The sequence below is a fragment of the Xenorhabdus taiwanensis genome (assembly GCF_036512875.1).
Lineage (GTDB): Bacteria > Pseudomonadota > Gammaproteobacteria > Enterobacterales > Enterobacteriaceae > Xenorhabdus > Xenorhabdus taiwanensis.
Genome location: NZ_AP028978.1, coordinates 3,431,849 through 3,452,761, shown reverse-complemented (window position 1 = coordinate 3,452,761; position 20,913 = coordinate 3,431,849). Strand labels below are relative to the sequence as shown.

Here is a 20,913-nt window from a genome sequence, read left to right as displayed (position 1 = left end):
CAATTATTGCTGGTGACTCCTTGAGGTTAAGGAGTCCTATTGTCGAGGTCATTAACTCAGTGACCTCGAAGAATACCGTAGTCCTCACTTTGGCTGGTCACTCAGAGAAACTTTTCGCTCAGTTCCAATCGGAGAAATATTTCGCTGATGGGTATACGAATATTTTCGGACACCCACGGCAACCCATTGATTCTTTCGAAGTCCTCAGTTTGGGAGGCTACCCGATTATTTCGGGGTGGTTACTTAACTCATTGATATTTAATCACACTGCAAATATGCAGTCTGGTCATAATCTGCACGGAGCTTTTAGCGACGCACAAACTTTGCGACCGTCATTGAGTCAGTCACAAAAAGAAAAGGATAGCACGGCGAATGCTACCCTTTGGGATCACGCATCTTTGCGTCATGAGCTAAATCAATTAGTTAACTACTATGATTATTTCGGGTCAGTCAACCTCCGGACTTATTGTCCGATGGTTAGTTATTGCTCAGATGATGCTTTGGCTTTGCGTTTTTCTGATTTGAGTTTCCGTTCGCAGGCATCAATAACCCATGCAGAAAAATTAGCACTTGAGTTAGAAGGCTTACTCGCCTCCACACTATCGTTTATTTCTTCGATTAGTTCATGGGGGAAACGAATTCCTTTGTATCCTGATTTGTTGTTTTTATGCCCTGTTGCCATATGCCTCATCTCAAAAAAGTGTTTTAACACTTATAAAGATACACCATTGAACAAAATTCCGAAAGTGTTTAAACAAATTCCTCTTGACGTGTTTAAACATTATGGCGTAATGTATTTAAACACCTTCATCGATGTGAGGGTAAAAATAGCAACGCCCCGAAGTGCGGCAAACACTATCGAGGCGTCTGACCAACAACCGTTAACCGGAGTAACGATTATGGCTATACAACAGCATAACCAAACTCGCCTTAAATTTACATTCCTAATTGCATCGGGCAATCAGCGGCTGGTGGATATTCACCCTGTACGCCTGATTACTGTACTGGCGGATAGTGAAGGTGAAGCCCGTCTACTGGCTGGCATCTCTTCCCTGATATTTGTTTCCCGTCAGGCGTGGGATATCAGTATCGATACCCCTTTCAACTGTAGCGATATGTCTACCGTTCAGGGGGTGAACCATGCGTAACCCCGAACCTCATGACTATTACACCCACAAGAACGGGGAAGCAGTACAGGTGCTATCAGTGGCCTTTAACCGTGTGACCTTTGTCCGTGATGGTTATCACACCCCGTGCACCATGCCATTAAGCCGTTTCACTAACGAATACACCTACGCAGGGAGAGCATGATCATGTCTGATATTTACAACCATTTGGTACGTCACGATTTTGAAGCGCTGGACACAAAAATGTTAAAAGAACTGCGTATGGAGTCAGAAGGTGCATGCAGTGCAGTGATGGCGGCGATGTCTGCAATGGGTGAATTGGCTTTCTGGTCAACGGATAATGAGGATTATTCGAATGAGCAGGCCAGACGCGATTTACGCCGTATCGGTGAAGCCCTGATGTACCTGCCCCGAATTGCCGAAGCCCTGAATGACACGCAGCAAAACGCTCAGTTTGAAATCCATCACCGCGAGGGATTCCCAAAATGGTAAGTCATATTGATATTCGGTCGGTGAAAGCAGCGGCGCAAGGGCAATGGCAAGGTTTATTGTCTGCTTGTGGGGTGGATGTTCCAGCAAAGGGTAAGCATGGTGCTTGCCCTATCTGTGGCGGTACTGACCGTTTTCACTTCATAGACGATCACGGTAACGGTGACTGGCATTGTCGCCAGTGTGATAACCCGAATCACGGCGATGGCTTTGATTTACTGGTAAGAAGCAAAGGGATAACGATCACTGAGGCCGCAAAGATGGTTTCTGATGCTTTATTGCTTCCCTTGCCTGAACCCCAGCCTGCCAGAAAGGAGGCGCTAAAATCGGAGGCTCCTCCAATAACCGAGAAAGTGAACAAGCTGGTGGCTCAATCCACTATCGGACAATCTGATTATCTGACCAAAAAGGGGCTGGAGTGCCCCAATCAGAAACTACTAAAAGACGGTTCTTTAGTACTGGTCATTCAGGCACTGGACGGCACAATCACTGGCGCTCAGATTATCAAGCCGAACGGTGAAAGGCGCCTTGTCTCTGGTACGCAGAAAAAGGGAAGTTTTATCCCCTTATCACCAGTAATCGGAACACCAGACACGATCATCATTACGGAAGGCTATGCAACGGCGTTAACGGTGAGCCAATTGTATGAGGGCTGGGTACTGGCTGCCATTGATGAAGGAAATTTACCGACTGTGGCTAAACAGGTCAGGGAGCGGTGGCCGACAGCAAAAATCATTCTGGCGGCTGACAATGATTGGCATGAATTGGGTGAATTAGACGACAAGGGCAAACCCAAGAAGAACGTGGGCAAGATTACAGCAGAGAAGACAGCCAAAGCTATCGACGGGTGGATCACATTACCGCCAACAGAACATAAGGCTGATTGGGACGATTATCGCCAGCAGCACGGTATTGAGGCAGCAAAGCAGGCATTCAGTGAAGGGTTGTATCAAGTAGGTGAGAAAATGTCAGTATCAAAATCTGTAGTTATCAATCTGGACGAACATCGGGCGAAAGAGCGTGATCCGCTAAAACCGTTTATTGATGTACGTAAGAATGGGATTTTCCATGTTGCGCCAAAAGTGGACAAAGAGAGCGGCGAAATTATCAACCATGAGCAATGGCTCTCTAACCCGATTAAGCGTGTTATTAAAGGTGTAAACGACTTAGAGCAAGAGTATCTGATTATTGAGTGGAAAAAGAAAAATATTCAGGTTATTTCCATACCTATGGGAGACGTGGGAGAGCGCGAAGGCTGGCGGGCAATGAAAAATGCCGGGTTACTCGTCACGACAAAACCCACATTGAGGCAAACACTTTCAGATTGGTTGCTTAGGCGTGATTTTGGTGAGGAATGGAGTATTACCCGTAAATCGGGCTGGCATAAAGGCGCATACATCATGCCAGACGGTTCTATTATCGGAAAACCTGAGCAACCGGTTTTATTTAATGGGCAAAGTGCCGCCGCCGCTGCGTATCAAATGAGCGGAACGGTTGAGAACTGGCGAAATGATGTAGCCCGGTTAGCTAACGGCAATATCTTCATGATGTTTGCGATAGGGACAGCCTTAGCCGCCCCCATGACAGGTATTACACAGGCTGACAGCTTTGGTATTCATTTCTATGCCCAGTCCACCGCAGGGAAAAGCACCTCTGCTGACATGGCAGCCAGTTTATATGGTCATCCTGATTTGCAGCGTTTAACGTGGTACGGCACAGAATATGGCATTGCCAATGAAGCGGTAGCACACAACGACGGGCTTTTGTATCTCGATGAAATCGGACAAGGGACAGATCCGAAGCACGTCTACAAGTCGGCTTATACGTTGTTTAACGGCAAAGGCAAGATACAAGGTGCGAAAGATGGCGGCAACCGACCGATGGAAAGTTGGCGAACTGTTGCTATTAGTACCGGCGAGAAAGATATTGAAACTTTCCTCTTAAATGGAGCTGTGAAAATTAATGCTGGGCAATTAGTGCGTTTGCTCAATATCCCAATAGAACGCGCTACAGAGTTACACGAGTGCGAAACAGGGAAAGAACACGCTGACTCAATCAAAATCAATTGCAGGGCCAACTATGGTGTAGCCGGGCGTTATTGGATTGAATATCTTTCTCACCATAAAACCGAAGCAATGGAAGCCTACAGAACCGCACAAAAGCGCTGGAGTAAGTTAATCCCGTCCAGCTATGGCGAACAGGTACATCGGGCAAGTGATCGCTTTGCCGCTATCGAAGCTGCGTTACTTATGGGGCATGTTGTCACTGGCTGGAGTGAGCAGGATTGCCGCGATACGGTACAAGCAGTTTTCAATGTCTGGTTAGCGGAATTCGGAACGGGCAACAAAGAAATTGAGCAGATAGTGGAGCGGGCAACGGCATTCCTGAATACCTACGGAATGAGCCGCTATGCCCCCTTGCCCTACGATGATCGGGATTTGCCTATCCGTGATTTAGCGGGTTATCGGGAGAAAAAAAGCGGACATGATGATGCCCCTGTTATTTTCTATACCCTACCATCGGCATTTAAGGAGGAAATGGCGAAAGGATTTAACCCGGAATCATTCGCAGCCGCATTAGCCACCATTGGAATGTTAAAGAAGCCTGCCAAAGGAAAGGGTTATCAGGGCAGAACGCCCCGTTTGAGGCACTTAGGGAACACGCAACAACGGGCTTATGTGATGATGTTTATACCGGATGAAGAGGAATAAATACCACATCACGAAAACCTGTTTATAGGTTGTCTCGGTTGTCTCAAAGGAGATATAAAATAGTTAACTATATAATATTTATATAAAAAAGTATCTATTCCTGAGACAACCCTGAGACAACTTAACCCTATTTTGAGACAACTTAGGGGCATTTTGAGACAACCCAGAAAATAAAAATAATCTTATCTTTGGCAGGCTATTTTTTTACTGAGACAACCAAAAAGGAGAGTTGAGACAACCTATAAAATCAAATTAAATCTTTATTAATCAAATGGATGTTATTTTTTCTATCGGAAGAACGAGAAATTGAGACAACCCAACATAGCTAAGTTGTCTCAGAAAAAATAATTAAATCATTTAAAATCAATGCATTGGTCTAATTGAGACAACTGAGACAACCGAGACAACCCCTATTCGCCTATCTATATATAGATTTTTTGCGAAAAGGGTACTCATTTAATTTGAGCAACGATTAACCCCAATGGAGGACGCTATGTTAGATGCTTCAACGATTGAAAGACAAGCAGCAGGCACAGCGGCGTACTGGATGGAAAGAGCAGTCAAAGAAATAGATAGTTTGCTCGGTGAAGGGTATGCCAAACAGCACCCAGAGCTTATAGCCGCATTCATGAAGACCGCAGCACGAGATGAGTTAGCGATGAATATTCGAGGAATAGTAGAGGCGTTAGAAACTTTCCAAGTAACAATATATAAAGATGAACAATAATTATACAAGGGAAATCAAATATGAGTGATATAAAAACACTGCGTAACGAGTTTCTTGACGACCGTCAGTTGGAAAGTCTGGAGACAATGGCTCTTAAAGATTACAGATATCACCTTGAAGCGGGGCATTTTTTATTTGTGGAAGGTCACGGCTTATTAGTTGATGATTTTACAGGGCGGCGGTTTGCAGCAAGCAAAGAACAGCTTGATATGCTTATCACCTATTTACAGGAACAGCGCGAGCAAATGCCGGAACATGACAAACGGTATATTTAATGAGTAAAGATTTGTAAATATTCCGTCCTCATGTTTCCCCTTGTTTAGACCTCCTATCACGAGGTCTTTTTTATTATTTTTCATGGTGTTAAATAGTGATTGCTGATACGTGTAGGTACGTTCTGACTTCAATAACTCCGTAGTCTCTCCTCAAAGCGGTAGTTCTCAGACAGCTACCGCTTTCCCCCGAACCTGCATGACAGCAAACCCTTAACCTACATGCAGAGGCACCATGAAGAAATTACTCGAATTGCGCCAACAGAAAGCCGATTTAACCCAACAAATGCGCTCACTGCTCACCAAAGCCGAAGACGAAAAACGCTCTCTTAATGCCGATGAAGCAAAACAGTTTGACGAACTGCGCACTCAGTCTGATTCACTCAATGCCGAAATAGCCCGTTATGAGGCATTATCTGATGAAGAACGCAATCAGGCCAAGAACCAGCCTGCCAATGAAACACTCAGTAATGACGAACTGCGCCACTATATTCTGACCGGAGAAACCCGCACCTTGTCTACGGGCGTCCCCTCAGAGGGCGGCTATACCGTTATCCCGGAACTGAACAAACAGATCATGCAGCAATTGGCTGATGAGTCGGTCATGCGCCGAATCTGTACCATCAAGACCACACGCAGCAACGAATATAAACAGTTGGTTTCGGTCGGTGGCGCCGCTGTAGCCCACGGGGAAGAAGGCAAGGCACGCGGTGAGACGGCGACACCGAAGATGGAAGAAGTGAGCATCAAGCTGTTTCCTATCTACGCCTATCCTAAGACTACCCAAGAAATCATCGACTTTAGCGATGTGGATATCTTGGGCTGGTTGACCTCTGAGATTGCCGATACCTTCGTCGATACCGAAGAAACGGATCTTGTGAGTGGTGATGGTAGCAAGAAAGCAAAAGGCTTTCTGTCTTATCCCCGTGATACCCAAGCCGATAAGGTACGCACTTTTGGCACCCTGCAAAAGCTGGAAGCAACCCGCCTTGAAGCCGATAGCCTGATTGACCTGAAATTCCTGCTCAGGAACAAATACCGTAAGAATGCGGTGTGGGTGATGAACTCAACAACGGCGGCTCAGGTACAGAAGCTGAAAAACGGTAACGGGGACTATATCTGGCGCGAACGTCTGCAAGCCGGTGATCCTGATATGTTGCTGGGTTTGCCTGTGCATTACCTCGAATTTATGCCCGATAGCCTCATTGGTCTGGGCGACTTCAAACGCGGTTACTTCATCGTTGACCATGAAACCGGCACCCGTACTCGTCCTGACAATATCACCGAGCCGGGATTTTATAAGGTGCACTCCGACAAATATTTAGGCGGTGGGCTGGTGGACTCCAACGCCATCAAGGTACTGGAAGTGAAAACAGCCAGTAAATAAGCAAGAGGGGCACAACGCCCCTTTTTAGTCTTGGAGTCTATCGAATGAATGATATTGAATTAAGAACAGCATCACTTTCTGCCAGTGATAAAAAACTGACCGGTTATGTGATTAAGTGGAACAGCCGATCACAAGTCTTGTGGGATGAGTTTGTCGAACAGTTTGCCCCGAATGCGTTTAGTGCCAGCTTAACGGCAAATACTGATGTTCGAGCATTGTATGAACATGATCACATGAACCTGTTAGGCCGTACCACGTCTGGTACATTGCAGCTTGCCGAAGATGCCACCGGATTACGCTTTGAGTTAACCCCGCCTGATACCCAATTGGGGCGTGATGTACTGGCACTGGTTGAACGGGGTGATATTTCCGGCATGTCCTTTGGTTTTCGTGCCATTAAAGATCAATGGGATATTGGTCAAGAACCTTATATCAGAACCGTCTTAGAAGCTGAATTACGGGAAATCACCATCACCAGTCTGCCCGCCTACCCTGAAAGTGGCGTAGAGATCGCCAAGCGTTCGCTGAATAGGGTTAAGCCCAACAATGCTGATTTGCGTCATTACTGGCTGCAACTGTCCGAGGTGTGATTATGTGGCCTTTTAAGCGAAAAGCCCCAGAAAAGCGCAGCATGACCATTGATGAGTTTCTTTCTCTGGCAGGCGTACCTAACACCAAATCAGGGGAGCATGTTTCACCGTCTACAGCCGAAGGCCTGCCCGCGGTGATGAATGCCGCCACGGTGATTAGTGAAGCGGTAGCCACCATGCCTTGTTACCTGTATCGGGTTCGGCACCAGAACGGCAAAGAGTCCCGCGAGTGGCTCAGTGATCACCCCGTGGATTATTTGCTCAATGAATGCCCGAATGACTGCCAGACGCCCTTTCAGTTTAAGCGAACCCTGATGCGCCATTGTTTACTGAATGGCAATGCCTATGCCGTGATAGTCTGGGGAAAAGATGGTCAGCCACAATCGTTGCACCCTTACCCACCGTCAGCGGTTGTACCACAACGATTATCCGATCACCGGTTCGCCTATACCATCACCGAACCTTATAGCGGCAAGGTAAAGACCTACCTACAGGAAGAAATCTTGCATTTACGCTATGCCACGGAAGATGGCTTTCTTGGTCGCTCGCCTGTCACTATTTGCCGTGAGACATTGGGCTTAGGGCTGGCACAACAGCGCCACGGCGCAAGCATTATGAAAGACGGCATGATGGCGGCTGGCGTGATTAAATCCGCTGACTGGCTGGATGGACTCAAGGGCAATAAGGCACTGGAAGCCCTCGAACGTTACAAAGGTGCCCGTAATGCTGGCAAAACGCCCATTCTTGAGGGCGGGATGGAATACCAGCAATTAGGCATGAGCAATCAGGATGCGGAGTGGCTGGCCTCCCGTCGTTTCACCATTGAAGATATCGCCCGTATGTTCAACGTTAGTCCTATCTTTCTGCAAGAGTATTCGAACAGCACCTACAGTAACTTTAGTGAGGCATCACGGGCTTTTCTGACAATCACTATGCGCCCGTGGCTGACTAACTTTGAGCAGCAAATCAAATCCGCTTTATTGCTGAACTCACCCACAAAAGGCATTCGCTATCAGGTGGAATTTGATACCGCTGACCTACTGCGCGCCAATCCGAAAGAACGCTTCCAGAGTTATGAGACGGCGATTAAGTCCGGTGTGATGTGCCCGAATGAAGCCCGTGAACGGGAAGGCTTATCCCCCCGTGAAGGGGGCGATGAATTCAGCCAAGCATGGAAACAAGAGGTCAGTATTAAAAAAACAGAGGTGAAAGATGAGTAACCCCCTCATGACATTGGATGAAATCAAGCAGCATTGCCGGATAGATAAAAGTGATACGTTAGAAGATACCTTGCTTCAAGGTTATACCGAGGCTGCCTTAGAAGTCTGTCAGCAACATATCGGCAAGCGCTTTGATGAAGGCTTGGTATTCAGCCCGGCGATCAAAGTCGGCTGTTTGCTCTATATCGGTTTGCTGTATGAAACTCGTTCGATGGCGGTAGATGCAGAACTCAAAGAAGTGCCTTTTACCATTAAATCATTATGGTCTGTCTATCGTGATGTAGGAGTGTACTGATGCCGTGGCACCCGTTAAAGCGCTGTACTTATCCCGGTTGTAATCAACGGGTGAAATCAGGACGCTGTGAGCAGCACCGCCGAGAGATTAACCGACAGCAGGACAAGCAACGGGGTTCAAGGCGTGAACGTGGCTATACGCCAGCATGGGATAAATACCGCCTGCAATTCCTCAAGGCTAACCCACTGTGTGTGCATTGCTTGAAGCAGGACAACTACACACCGGCAACGGTTGTTGATCACATTATCCCCATCAATGGCGGTAGTGATGTGCTGTTCTGGCCTGCCTCCAATCATCAATCCCTATGCCATAGCTGCCATAACACTAAGACATTTAAACAAGACCCGATAACCAAACAGAAGCGCAAACAGGGTGCTTACCGTGAGCAGGAAGCCGAGGCAGCAAGGCGCAATGACTGGATGTATCAACATGAATAAAGCAGAGGCAGAACAGTTAGTTAAAGGGCTATTAAAGCACAGTGAACCTTACCGACAACAAAATCAGATTGCGCCTGAGAAGCCTACAGCGAGGCGTAAGACGCAACGTGATAGGGAGTTAATGGAATGCTTTCGGAATCGTTAGGGAAGCGTACAGAGGGGGTAGGGGCATCAAAAATGACAACCGCCCCGCTTTGTGGCACCGCCGCCCCCTCGAATTTTTATGCACGGCACTTTTTTCAATAGCAGTAACTTCATAGGAAACAATAGATTATGGCAAGAGCACCCAAACCCCCTGAGTATTTAAATGATATCGCTGCGCAACAATGGAAGTCAAAAGCCAAAATTCTCAATGAGCGGGAAGATCTCAGCCCAGCGGACTGGAACAACTTAGAACTCTATTGCGTCAACTATGCAATTTACCGCAAAGCCGTTGAAGACATTGAAGTGCGCGGGTTCGCGGTGGAAGGTTCACGCGGTGCAGCGACCAGTAACCCATCACTGAAAGCGAAGGCCGATGCCGAGAAAATCATGATAAAGATGTCCTCACTGTTGGGCTTTGATCCGGTATCCCGCCGCCGAAATCCGGTAGAAAGCGATGAACCTGATGATTTAGATGTGCTGATGGCCTGAGTGATACCCCGATGAACGCATGGGAACAGTACGCTTTTGATATCGAAAACGGCAATATTCCGGCCTGTAAACGGGTAAAACAGGCCGTGAAACGCTACTATAATGACCGGAATAACCCGCTTTATGTGTTCGATACCGAAGTCGTAGCGCGTTTTATTGGCTTTGCCCGTCTCTGCCCGCACGTCAAAGGGCACTTGCGCGGTAAACCCATCATGCTTGAGCCGTGGCAGCAATTCGCCTTTGCTAACCTGTTCGGCTTCAAAGTGAAGGCCACCGGTCGCCGCAAATATCGTAGTGCTTACATTCAAGTACCACGCAAAAATGCCAAATCTACCGTTGCTGCAATACTGGCGAACTGGTTTCTGGTGATGGAGAACGGGCAGCAGGATATTTACACCGCCGCCGTGAGTCGGGATCAGGCGCGTATTGTGTTTGATGATGCCCGCCAGATGTGCCTGCTTTCAAAACCACTCAAGAAGCGGGTATCTATCCAGCAACACAAAGTGACTTATACCAAGAGCAACAGCCTGTTAAAACCGTTGGCAGCCAAAGCCGCCACGATTGAGGGCACGAACCCCAGCCTTGCTATTGTCGATGAGTATCATTTGCACCCCGATAACGCGGTTTACTCTGCCCTTGAATTGGGGATGGGCGCCCGTCCCGAAGGCATTCTGTTTGCCATTACTACGGCAGGCAGTAACGTGATATCCGCCTGTAAACAGCATTATGATTATTGCTGTCAGATATTGGATGGCGAAGAACAAAATGAGTCCCTGTTTGCCCTGATCTACGAACTGGACGACGAGAACGAGATTGATGATGAGGCACTCTGGATAAAGGCCAATCCCAATCTGGATGTTTCCGTAGACAGTGACGCTTTGCACGACACTATCCAGAAAGCCCGCGGCATTCCCTCGCAATGGACAGAGATGTTAACCAAACGCTTTAATATCTGGTGTCAGGGTGAAACGCCGTGGATGGGGGAAGGCGCATGGAAAGCCTGCCAGACAGACTATGACGAAAACGACCTCAAAGGGTTGGAATGCTACGCTGGGTTAGATTTATCTTCAACAGGGGATATCACCAGTATCTGTTACACGTTCCCCGTGGACAACGAGCTGTTATTACTGACCCGCCATTACTTGCCGGAAGCCCAGCTACAGAATCCTGCCAACAAGAATCGGGCAGTGTATCGCCAATGGGTACAAATGGGCTGGATACGTACCACGACCGGCGACTGTATTGATTATGACCGTATCCGTGATGATATTCTCAAAGACAGCCAGCACTTTGATATCAAACTGGTAGGCTTTGACACATGGAACGCCACCCACTTACGCACCCAATTACAGGGCGCGGGGCTGGATGTTGAGCCGTTCCCGCAAACCTACATGCGGTATAGTCCCGTAGCCAAATCCGCCGAGGTCTTTGTTAACCGCAAAATCATTCGTCACAACGGCGATCCGGTGCTGGCGTGGGCAATGTCTAATGTGGTGATGGAAACGGACGCCAACGCCAATATCAAGCCGAACAAGAAGAAATCGGCGAATAAGATTGACCCTGCAATTGCGTTCCTGATGAGCTTCGGCACATGGCAGGCAGAACATGAAGAGTTTGCTTTTAGTCTCAATGAGGAGCAGAAGCAGCGGCTGGCTGACTTTGACGGCATTTAGGTAACTTATTGATCTTACTTATTTCTGTCACAGAGACAGAGTTATTAATAATCAAAGCATTACAATTGTAATTAATATATCTATTTGATTTTAATCATTAAATGATATCTGGAGAGAGGGATTTATGGCAAGATCTATCGAGAATGATCCATTAGTTACCATTCGCTTAGGCGGCGTACTGGGTAAAACATTCGGCAAAGTGCATAAACGGTGTGTACTCACAACACGAGAAGCAATTAAAGCACTCTGCGTCACGTTACCCGGTTTTGAGCAGTTTTTGAATAGCAGTGAGCAGCGTGGTTTAACTTATGCCGTGTTCCGTGGCAAAAAGAATCTAGATAAAGATGGGCTTGAATTATCACAGGGAACGGAAGAAATACGCATTGTACCTGTCATCATTGGTAGCAAACGAGCCGGAGCATTGCAAACAATTCTTGGGGCGGTATTAGTTGTGGTTGGTGCTTTTGGTGCCTTTACGCCATGGGGCCAAGCTTCAGGTGGTGCTACATGGGGCAGTTATGCAATGAAAATGGGCGTAGCCATGATGGCAGGTGGCGCAATTCAACTGTTATCCCCCCAACCCGGAGGTCTTGCAATGAAAGACCAGGGCGAAAACAAACCTTCATACGCCTTTGGCTCACCAACAAATACAGTCTCACAAGGTTATCCAGTTCCGATTGGGTACGGTAAGCGCCGCATTGGTGGCGCTATTATCTCAGCCGGTATTTATATTGAGGATGCAATGTGAAAAATAAACCGCAGTTATGGCCAGCAGGTGAACAATTCACCCGTGAGGTTATTATCCAGACAAATACTAATCCATTGCCAGTGCTTATCACTTATACCGTACCGCCGTTCGAGGCAGTTGTTGAAGCGTGGCAGAATACCGATCCAGCAAAAAATTATTCATACCTACGCCAATTTATCGTCGGGTGGGATTTACAGGAAACACTAACAGAGAGTGTATTGATTCCTTTTCTTATAGTTTATCAAGGCACGTATGAGGCTATTTTGAACGGCTGGTGTGAACATATGAAGGGCGTGCTGTCAGTTAACCAAAGGCTATTTTCTCAGGTGTCGATGACAATTAACTAGTTGGTTTTTATGGCCGTCAATCTGACGGTCAGCGATGAAATCAACAACTTAAGCCAACCATAGAGGTAATCCCTATCGTTGCCGTAGATGGTCAAGATTTTGACCATCCCAAAGTGTGATATCCCACTTAGGGTATAGAGGAAATCTCAATACCTTTTGCTTTTGTACATGCGGGATTTTTCCGTATGTAACTGACCCAATTATTTTGAGTTACCTGTCTCGTTGCCCGGAACAAGAACTGCATATCTTTAAGAGGTTTAGTTATAGATCACCCAATAGGTTGAACTGACCCTCTTTAAGAGGGTTAGTTTGTGCCGACGAAATTCGTCGATGCAAAATCCAATATCCGATAATCGGACTTTGGGTGTAACTGATAGTTACTCACAAAATTTGAGCGTCAGTCATGTTGACTCACAGAATTTGTACACCTCTTTAAGAGGTGCGCAAAAGAGTGATATAGAGGCAAATGTATTACCCTCTATTGTGGTAATCACAACGCAGAGGCTTGAGTTTAAGTCGACCAGCACAAGGTTACTTAATGTAACTTAGTGACTGAGTACGTATTACGTTCGCAGTGGTTTAATTTGTTGATTATTATCATGGTTGAAAAACCAGATCATCTATAGGCGGTGGAATATGGCACGCAGACAGAAGAAAAATACACCCTCGATAGTCGCTACGATCACAGGCAAGATTACCATTGCCCCCAAGCGTATAAAGTGCCAGACGGGTAAGGTGATGGCAGTCGCTACCCTACAGGCGCAGAGTGATAAGCGTAGTGATTACCCGCTGCGTGTCGTGGGCTTTGATGAAATGGCACTATCGGTGATGTTATTACGGAAAGGTCAGGTGATCACGGTGACGGGAAGGGCTTCTTACTGGCAGGGGTATCAGTTAACTGCTTCCTCTATCGCTTAATAGGTTCCGACGAAATTAGTCGCAACTCTCTATAGCTCGGAACGTTAAACGTACCAACCTACTCACTTCCGACGATATTTGTCGTCAGTCAGTGGCTCAGGATGTTTAGTGTACTAACTTTATTTTATTCACTCTTATTCTTTCTTTTCTTTCACATTGTTCTTATCTTATGTTTTGTTTACAGGTTCGTTCAGTGTTCTATGTATAAATAATTATATAAACAAACAAAAATCAGTCTCATTTATAATGGTGATTATATGAATAATATCAAATATTTATGATTTGTTTGTGAAAATGTGGATGATATAATCATATGACCTTTAATGTGACAGAGGAACTTTCTGATTTTACTCGACGCTATGTTGAATTATGGCAAGAGAAAACAGGGTTTCCACCAGCCAGCAGTGAGTTGTATGGCATACCTTCACCCTGTATCGAGCATACGGGTGATGGTGTAGTGCATTGGCTTCCTCAGCCGTTTTCTGCCCAAGAAAAGCTTGGTAAGGTAGAAACTGCACTGGAGATCCGTTTGCAGGATTCCATCCATGATTACTATGTGATGCAGTTTGCGGGTGATATGACTGCCAGTTTTGCAGGGCAAAATTTCAGCCTGATTCAGGTATGGAGTGAAGATGATTTTATTCGCTTGCAGGAAAACCTGATTGGTCATCTTATTACACAAAAACGATTAAAACTCTCGCCTACCGTCTTTATTGGAACGACTGATTCCGATATGGGGTTGATCTCTGTGTGTAATTTGACAGGGCAAGTGATTTTTGAACAGTTTGGTCGCCATGAAAGGAAAATTTTATCCGCAGATTTAGCCAGTTTCCTTTCGGTTATCAATCCTGTTGTGATGGTTGATTGCAGATATTGATTGGCTTTTTTGTAAGAGATATCTCACATTTTATGTGAGATATCTCTTTTAATCATAGCGTGAATATTATTCAGTGAAATTATTTTTATTCTATATCAATAATATGCGCAATGTGCCCTTAGTGTGAGTTTTTCATATCTTTTACGATGCTGATTCAGTTGCTTGTTTCAAGAGACTGGATCGTAGATCCTTTCACTGTTCCGCAAGGAACCACTGCAAAACAATAACCAGGGAATAAATCCATCGGGAAGATGGTACAAGGGATGACTAGGTACAGGCAGGAACGCTAAAAACTATCAGTATAATGATTGAATAAAGGATAGCTGACAAGGATGTATTTTGTCAGGGAAATCAGCAGGAAGCCCCCCAGGTAGCAGGATTGCTATGACAGCCACTCAAGAGGAGAGGGAAATCTCTCCTCTTACTTCATTTCTATTTGCTTTTAACTAGTTGCTTTTTGTTATTTGCTGTTAACTATTGCCGCAATTTTTCCAGCCGTAACTTTTCCGCTGCAATCATATCAATGATACTCTTATGTCCCAATGACACGGTGACAATTTTTTGTCATCCGAGCAACAGACAAGCATCAGACGAAACATCATGAGTATCGAGAAACAAATTTTACATAAATTGCAATTAATTGAAGCTACCATGAAAACGGTAGGTGTATGGCAAAATTATCCACCTAAACCAGAAGCCTTTGAAAGCACTGAACCTTTTTCCATTGATACGATGTCAGCAGAAGAGTGGCTCCAGTGGGTATTAATTCCACGGATGCGCGCTTTGATAGAACAAAAAACTTGTTTGCCGACGGCATTTACCATCGCTCCGTATTTTGAAGAAGTGTATAAAGAAGAAGCAGAGCGTTTTTTTCCTTTACTTGAACAGTTACGGGCATTGGACAACCTGTTTACGCAGGATACCTGATATGCTGGAGATTATTTATCAGGATAAGCATATTGTCGCAGTCAATAAGCCTGCCGGATGGTTGGTTCACCGGAGCTGGCTGGCGCGTCATGAAACTGTTTTTGTGATGCAGACATTGCGCGATCAAATTGGACAGCATGTTTTTCCTGTCCATCGTCTGGACAGGCCAACATCGGGCGTTTTATTGATGGCGCTTTCAAGTGAAGTCGCCAGAACACTTGCACAACAATTTGAATTCCATGATATACAAAAAACGTATCACGCAGTTGTGCGGGGTTATGTTGAAGGTGATGATATTATCGACCATGCCCTAATGGAACAGTTGGATAAAATTGCGGATAAATTTGCTGATACAGATAGAGCAGCGCAACCAGCCGTTACTTATTACCGTTCGTTGGCAAAAGTAGAGTGTCCGGTTGAGATAGGGCGTTATCCAACATCTCGTTTCAGTCTGTTGGAGCTGATGCCAAAAACTGGTCGTAAGCATCAATTGCGGCGGCATATGGCACATATTCGACATCCGATCATTGGGGATACTACGCACGGTGATTTGCGACAAAATCGAGGAGTTGCTAAATATTATCAGACAGGCAGGTTAATGTTGCATGCCAGCCACCTTCAACTCAAGCATCCTGTGACAGGAGAGCGCCTTCTCCTCACTGCGCGCTGGGATCAATCATGGCAGAATTTGCTTGAGCAATTTGGCTGGCAGGGTATTGTACCTGATCTGGAATGTCTAACTATTCATGAATGAACGCAGTATAAAACCGATTAAAGAGATCAATATCTATGGCAAAGATTGGTGTTTTCGTTGGTACAATTTATGGTAATGCGTTAGCGGTTGCGGAAGAAGCCCAGCAGATACTTGAGCAGCAGGGCCATAAGGTTGAGGTTTTTGAAGATGCAACCTTAGAACAATGGCAAAAGTATTTGCAGGAAGTTGTCTTAGTGGTCACTTCGACGACAGGGCAAGGTGATCTGCCTGATAATATCCAACCGCTCTATACAGAATTAAATGATAAGTTGGGCTATCAGCCCGATTTGAGCTATGGCGTGATTGCGTTAGGTGACAGTAGTTACGACACTTTCTGTGGTGGTGGCCGTACTTTTGATGAGCTGTTACAAGAACAGGGAGCCAAACGAATCGGCGAGGTACTGTTGATTGATGCCATTGAAGTTGTTGAACCTGAAGTCTTTGCCCAAAACTGGATTGAAGAGTGGGGGACTTTGTTGTAGGGAAACGCTACTACACCGCTTATGCTTTTTATTGAGTTAGAGAATTAGGAAGATAAGCGGTGTATGACAAACTGACATAATTTACTTACGGGTCAGCTTTTCCAGATCAGCTTCAATTTCTGCAATCTTATTTGCAACGACATGTTCGAGATGGCGTAAGTCGTCGAGGATTTTGCGTTGCAAATCCACTTCGATCTGATCATGTTTGCAAATCTGATCTAACTCTTCAATGACATAACGTAGGTTAGTGTTGATCTCTTTGACTTCTTTATAACCCTGACTAGAGTGTGCGTCAGAGATAGTCTTTAACTGGCGTGGATACTTAAACTTAACGCTCTTGGCGAAGAATTCGCCTTTATCCTTGCGGAAATAAATCTTCAGAATGTCGTTATTCGCTTCCTGACGGAGACTATAGCGATCAATATCTTCAGGATGTGTGATCCCCAAACTTTTCAAGTTATCGTACATAGCGCGCCACCTGATCATCTAAATGAAATGGAAAGGCCAAAAATAGTGGATTTATTATCCATTTCGGCATCGTTAAAAGTCAATTGGAGAATGGAGATTGAGGGTATCCGTACAAAACAATTGCTTTATTTGCCGATTTTGAAATAAAGATTGAACAATAACTTATTGAAAGAACTATGAAAGCTTGTTCAAAAGGAAAAGAAGCGGCATGAATGTCAACAGCCACCCAATGGGTGGCCTTGTTATTTTTTTAATTTAATCAATATTTCTTAGCAGTTCATTAATACCTACTTTACCACGGGTCTTAGCATCAACCTTTTTCACGATAACAGCGCAATATAGGCTATAGCTGCCATCTTTCGACGGAAGATTACCGGATACGACGACGGAACCCGCAGGTACGCGACCATAATGGATTTCGCCGGTTTCGCGATCATAAATCTTGGTGCTTTGGCCGATGTAAACACCCATTGAGATCACGGAGCCTTCTTCTACGATAACGCCTTCTACAATCTCAGAGCGTGCGCCGATAAAACAATTGTCTTCAATGATGGTTGGGTTGGCCTGCAATGGTTCCAGGACACCGCCAATACCAACCCCACCGGATAAGTGAACATTTTTACCAATCTGTGCACAGGAACCGACTGTCGCCCAAGTGTCTACCATTGTGCCTTCATCCACGTAAGCACCGAGGTTGACGTAAGACGGCATCAATACGGTATTGCGGGCGATATAAGCGCCCTGACGGACGGCCGCAGGAGGCACGACACGGAATCCTTCTTTTTCGAAGCGAGCCTGATCATAGTCAGCAAATTTCATCGGCACTTTGTCGAAATAGCGGCTTTCAGCACCTTCCATCACCTGATTGTCATTAATGCGGAAGGAAAGCAATACCGCTTTTTTCAGCCATTGATGAGTTACCCACTCTCCGTCGATTTTTTCAGCGACACGCAATTTGCCGCTGTCCAGCATTTGAATAACCTGGTTAATGGCATCGCGAGTTGCACTATCAACGGTCGTTGGGGTGATGTTAACGCGGTTTTCAAATGCATTTTCGATAGTCGTTTGTAATTGCTGCATAAGTATGCGGTTCCTAATTTCTGTTAAGAGAATCTTGTTGTAGTTTATCCTGTGTATCGAGGGCTTCTGTCAACCTTTCTGATAGTTCATCCCTTATTTTTTTATGTAATGCGTTTTGATCTTTATCCGCTAATACAAAAAAGTCTTCCACACGTTCGCCAATAGTCGTAATGCGAGCTCCATGTAAGAAAACCCCCAATTCAGCAAAAATATTACCTACCCGTGCCAATAATCCAGGCTGATCTAATGCAACTAGCTCCATATAAGTACGACGAACATTTTTTGTCGGTAAAAAGTTAACTTTGGTTGGGACATTAAAATGGCGCAACTTGGCGGGCAGATTGCGTGCTTTTGGTACTTTAGGATGCGGATCGTTCACGACTTTCAATAAGGCACGGCGGATAGGTTCGTGACGATCAAATGCCAGTGGATGGCCGTTAGGATCTAAAACAACAAAGGTATCCATCGCCATTTCATCCCGATTAGTAAAGATTTGGGCATCGTGGACACTTAAATTACGCTTGTCCAATTCCCCAACAACGGCGGCAAAAAGCGAAGGTCGATCTTGGCACCAAATAAAAATCTCTGTACCACCGTGAGAGAATGCGGTACTGATCAAAACCATAGATTCCTGAGAGGGATGACGGATTAAATGGCTGGCGTGCCATGCTAATTGATCCGGGGTATGGCGCAGGAAATAATCGGCATGACAACGGCTCCAGATATTGTGTAAACGCTGTTCGTCGATATTTTCCTGACGCAGAAGAGCCAATGCTTGCAAGCGATTGTTACGGATACGTTCCCGTAAATCAGGGGTATTTTGAATCCCCTGACGCAATTGGGTTTCAGTGGCGAAATAGAGTTCACGTATCAGACTCTGTTTCCAGCTATTCCACAGTTTAGCGTTAGTAGCGCAAATATCTGCCACGGTCAGGCAGACTAAGTAATTAAGGCGGTTTTGGTTTTTAACCTGACTGGCAAATTGTTGGATGATTTCTGGATCTTGAATATCCCGACGCTGCGCAGTCACTGACATCAGCAGATGGTCGCGAACCAGCCATTCCACTAATTCAGCTTCGTGATTTGTCAGGCCATGCTGTTGTGCGAAGACGAAAGCATCTTTGGCACCAAGCTCAGAATGATCGCCATGGCGACCTTTGGCAATATCATGGAAAAAAGCTGCCAACCGCAATAGCTCTGGTTGAGGAAGACGTGGGTAAAGTTCAACACATAGAGGGTGGATCACACGGTTATTTTCATCAGCAAAACTTTCGAGTTTTTGCAGTACGCGGATGGTGTGTTCGTCAACGGTATAAGCATGAAAAAGATCAAATTGCATCTGGCCAACAATATTGCTCCAAAATGGCATATAAGCCCCTAAAACACTATGCAGGTGCATTGGGAGTAACGCTCCTGTAACTGCATGGGGGTGGCGCAGAATATCCATGAAAATTTCTCGTGCTTCGGGAAGTTCGCACAACGGAGTGGTTAGATTTCTACGGGCATAGCGAAGCTGGCGCAGTGTTGTGGAATAGATCCCTTCAATGTCACGATGTTCAGCCATGTGATAAAACATTCTCAATATTGAAGTGGGATCATGGCTAAACAGCGTTTCATCAATGAGATCGATACGGTTTCCCCGCAATTGAAACTCGGTGTTAAGAGTGCGTGGTTTCTCATTGGGTTGCAGCGCCAAAATGGCTTCATTAAACAGTTGCAACAGCATGTTATTGAGTTCACTGACGCGGCGGGTCATGCGATAGAAATCTTTCATCATTCGCTCGACTGGCTGATTTCTTTCTCCTTCATAGCCGAGTAGTTGGGCGACACTAAACTGACGTTCGAACAGCAATCGGTTATCGTAACGGGTAACAACCAAATGAAGTGCAAAACGGATACGCCAGAGAAAATTCTGGCATTCGTTTAATTCATTGCGTTCTTCTTGAGTCAGGAAACCAAAATTAACCATTTCATCTAAGGAAGTGGCACCAAAATGGCGATGAGCGACCCAAAGTAACGTGTGGATATCGCGTAGCCCACCAGGGCTGCTTTTGATATCAGGCTCCAGATTGTAACTGGTGCTGTGATAGCGTTGATGGCGTTCTTGTTGTTCAGTAATTTTGGCTGCGAAAAATTGAGCGGATGGCCAGAAGTCATCACTGAAAATATATTTCTGCAAGCGTAGAAATAGCGATAAATCCCCACAAATTAAGCGGGATTCAATGAGGTTAGTCGCGATAGTCGGGTCAGAGAGCCCTTTTTGCTGGCATTCTTCGAATGTCCTGACACTGTGGCCGACTTCAAGATGAATATCCCAAAGTAAGGCAATAAATTGTCCAAGACGAGTTGATTGCTCTTCAGTCAATGGCGATTCGCTCAGAATCAATAGGTCAATGTCAGAGAGAGGATGTAATTCGCGGCGACCATAGCCACCTACCGCAATCAGGGAAAAGGAATCGATCTGATCAAATCCCTGTTCCAGCCATAATCGCTTTAAAAGTTGATCAATATAGTCACTGCGGGTGTAAATCAGCGCATCTGCTGAGATCCCTGCCTTGAATGCGTGCTCAAGCCATAGCTGGAATTCATCAATATGCTGTTTAAGGGCAGGGAATTGCAGATCATCGTGGGAAAATTCCACAGGAGAAAGAGGCGGAACGGGGGCTTGCGCTAAGGAGATATCAACCGGCATATGCAGAAACCTATTGTGAGAAAGCTCGTGAGGAAGCAGACTATGGTGACCAGATTACT

General features: G+C 45.6%; 24 protein-coding genes. 21 read left to right on the top strand and 3 right to left on the bottom strand.

Annotated elements, in window-relative coordinates; genetic code table 11:
• Positions 1-59 precede the first annotated feature (59 nt).
• From ACE1SE_RS18895 to ACE1SE_RS16040, 21 genes are all read left to right on the top strand, one after another.
• The gene (locus ACE1SE_RS18895) at positions 60-1,148 is read left to right on the top strand and encodes a hypothetical protein (RefSeq protein WP_445082106.1); all 1,089 of its coding nucleotides are present in this window, start codon (positions 60-62) and stop codon (positions 1,146-1,148) included.
• Positions 1,141-1,311 carry a DUF4222 domain-containing protein gene (locus ACE1SE_RS16135; RefSeq protein WP_374051728.1) on the top strand — a complete coding sequence of 57 codons (171 nt, stop codon included), beginning with the start codon at positions 1,141-1,143 and terminating at the stop codon, positions 1,309-1,311. The genes ACE1SE_RS18895 and ACE1SE_RS16135 overlap by 8 nt, the downstream gene beginning before the upstream one ends.
• Before the next feature lie 2 nt (positions 1,312-1,313).
• The gene (locus ACE1SE_RS16130) at positions 1,314-1,619 is read left to right on the top strand and encodes a hypothetical protein (RefSeq protein ID WP_374051727.1); all 306 of its coding nucleotides are present in this window, start codon (positions 1,314-1,316) and stop codon (positions 1,617-1,619) included.
• Positions 1,613-4,327: a DUF927 domain-containing protein gene (locus ACE1SE_RS16125; protein WP_374051726.1), complete on the top strand. Its 2,715-nt coding sequence runs from the start codon at positions 1,613-1,615 to the stop codon at positions 4,325-4,327. The genes ACE1SE_RS16130 and ACE1SE_RS16125 overlap by 7 nt, the downstream gene beginning before the upstream one ends.
• Before the next feature lie 493 nt (positions 4,328-4,820).
• A complete protein-coding gene (locus tag ACE1SE_RS16120) occupies positions 4,821-5,054 on the top strand; it encodes a hypothetical protein (RefSeq protein ID WP_374051725.1) in 234 nt (77 codons plus the stop codon).
• A gap of 20 nt (positions 5,055-5,074) precedes the next feature.
• On the top strand, positions 5,075-5,329 hold the full coding sequence (locus tag ACE1SE_RS16115; RefSeq protein ID WP_374051724.1) for a hypothetical protein: 255 nt from the start codon (positions 5,075-5,077) through the stop codon (positions 5,327-5,329).
• Positions 5,330-5,561: 232 nt separating this feature from the next.
• Positions 5,562-6,713 (top strand): phage major capsid protein, encoded by a 1,152-nt coding sequence (locus ACE1SE_RS16110; protein WP_374051723.1) that lies wholly within the window; start codon positions 5,562-5,564, stop codon positions 6,711-6,713.
• Positions 6,714-6,757: 44 nt separating this feature from the next.
• A complete protein-coding gene (locus tag ACE1SE_RS16105) occupies positions 6,758-7,303 on the top strand; it encodes an HK97 family phage prohead protease (protein WP_374051722.1) in 546 nt (181 codons plus the stop codon).
• A 2-nt stretch (positions 7,304-7,305) separates the two neighbouring features.
• Positions 7,306-8,523: a phage portal protein gene (locus ACE1SE_RS16100; protein ID WP_374051721.1), complete on the top strand. Its 1,218-nt coding sequence runs from the start codon at positions 7,306-7,308 to the stop codon at positions 8,521-8,523.
• The gene (locus tag ACE1SE_RS16095) at positions 8,516-8,818 is read left to right on the top strand and encodes a head-tail connector protein (RefSeq protein WP_374051720.1); all 303 of its coding nucleotides are present in this window, start codon (positions 8,516-8,518) and stop codon (positions 8,816-8,818) included. The genes ACE1SE_RS16100 and ACE1SE_RS16095 overlap by 8 nt, the downstream gene beginning before the upstream one ends.
• Entirely contained in the window at positions 8,818-9,255 is a 438-nt protein-coding gene (locus tag ACE1SE_RS16090; RefSeq protein ID WP_374051719.1) for an HNH endonuclease, read from the top strand. The genes ACE1SE_RS16095 and ACE1SE_RS16090 overlap by 1 nt, the downstream gene beginning before the upstream one ends.
• Complete coding sequence (locus ACE1SE_RS16085) at positions 9,248-9,400, top strand: hypothetical protein (protein ID WP_374051718.1); 153 nt, start codon at positions 9,248-9,250, stop codon at positions 9,398-9,400. The genes ACE1SE_RS16090 and ACE1SE_RS16085 overlap by 8 nt, the downstream gene beginning before the upstream one ends.
• Before the next feature lie 128 nt (positions 9,401-9,528).
• Entirely contained in the window at positions 9,529-9,888 is a 360-nt protein-coding gene (locus tag ACE1SE_RS16080; protein WP_074019010.1) for a phage terminase small subunit P27 family, read from the top strand.
• 11 nt (positions 9,889-9,899) lie between these two features.
• On the top strand, positions 9,900-11,561 hold the full coding sequence (locus ACE1SE_RS16075; protein WP_374051717.1) for a terminase large subunit: 1,662 nt from the start codon (positions 9,900-9,902) through the stop codon (positions 11,559-11,561).
• Positions 11,562-11,685: 124 nt separating this feature from the next.
• Complete coding sequence (locus tag ACE1SE_RS16070) at positions 11,686-12,309, top strand: tail assembly protein (RefSeq protein WP_374051716.1); 624 nt, start codon at positions 11,686-11,688, stop codon at positions 12,307-12,309.
• Positions 12,306-12,656, top strand: coding sequence for a hypothetical protein (locus tag ACE1SE_RS16065; protein WP_374051715.1), 351 nt, complete (start codon positions 12,306-12,308; stop codon positions 12,654-12,656). The genes ACE1SE_RS16070 and ACE1SE_RS16065 overlap by 4 nt, the downstream gene beginning before the upstream one ends.
• A gap of 636 nt (positions 12,657-13,292) precedes the next feature.
• Positions 13,293-13,574 (top strand): single stranded DNA-binding domain-containing protein, encoded by a 282-nt coding sequence (locus ACE1SE_RS16060; RefSeq protein ID WP_374051714.1) that lies wholly within the window; start codon positions 13,293-13,295, stop codon positions 13,572-13,574.
• A 313-nt stretch (positions 13,575-13,887) separates the two neighbouring features.
• Positions 13,888-14,451, top strand: coding sequence for a SecY-interacting protein (gene syd / locus ACE1SE_RS16055; RefSeq protein WP_374051713.1), 564 nt, complete (start codon positions 13,888-13,890; stop codon positions 14,449-14,451).
• Between the two features lie 600 nt (positions 14,452-15,051).
• Positions 15,052-15,378, top strand: coding sequence for a YqcC family protein (locus ACE1SE_RS16050; RefSeq protein WP_374051712.1), 327 nt, complete (start codon positions 15,052-15,054; stop codon positions 15,376-15,378).
• A gap of 1 nt (position 15,379) precedes the next feature.
• Entirely contained in the window at positions 15,380-16,132 is a 753-nt protein-coding gene (truC, locus tag ACE1SE_RS16045; RefSeq protein ID WP_374051711.1) for a tRNA pseudouridine(65) synthase TruC, read from the top strand.
• 35 nt (positions 16,133-16,167) lie between these two features.
• Complete coding sequence (locus ACE1SE_RS16040) at positions 16,168-16,614, top strand: flavodoxin (RefSeq protein ID WP_374051710.1); 447 nt, start codon at positions 16,168-16,170, stop codon at positions 16,612-16,614.
• 81 nt (positions 16,615-16,695) lie between these two features.
• Here ACE1SE_RS16040 and ACE1SE_RS16035 read toward each other — a convergent pair whose 3' ends face one another.
• From ACE1SE_RS16035 to glnD, 3 genes are all read right to left on the bottom strand, one after another.
• Positions 16,696-17,082, bottom strand: coding sequence for a DUF3461 family protein (locus ACE1SE_RS16035; RefSeq protein WP_099133473.1), 387 nt, complete (start codon positions 17,080-17,082; stop codon positions 16,696-16,698).
• Between the two features lie 255 nt (positions 17,083-17,337).
• On the bottom strand, positions 17,338-18,162 hold the full coding sequence (gene dapD, locus ACE1SE_RS16030) for a 2,3,4,5-tetrahydropyridine-2,6-dicarboxylate N-succinyltransferase (RefSeq protein WP_374051709.1): 825 nt from the start codon (positions 18,160-18,162) through the stop codon (positions 17,338-17,340).
• A gap of 13 nt (positions 18,163-18,175) precedes the next feature.
• Positions 18,176-20,854, bottom strand: a complete 2,679-nt coding sequence (gene glnD / locus ACE1SE_RS16025; RefSeq protein WP_374051708.1) for a bifunctional uridylyltransferase/uridylyl-removing protein GlnD — start codon at positions 20,852-20,854, stop codon at positions 18,176-18,178.
• Positions 20,855-20,913: the final 59 nt, after the last annotated feature.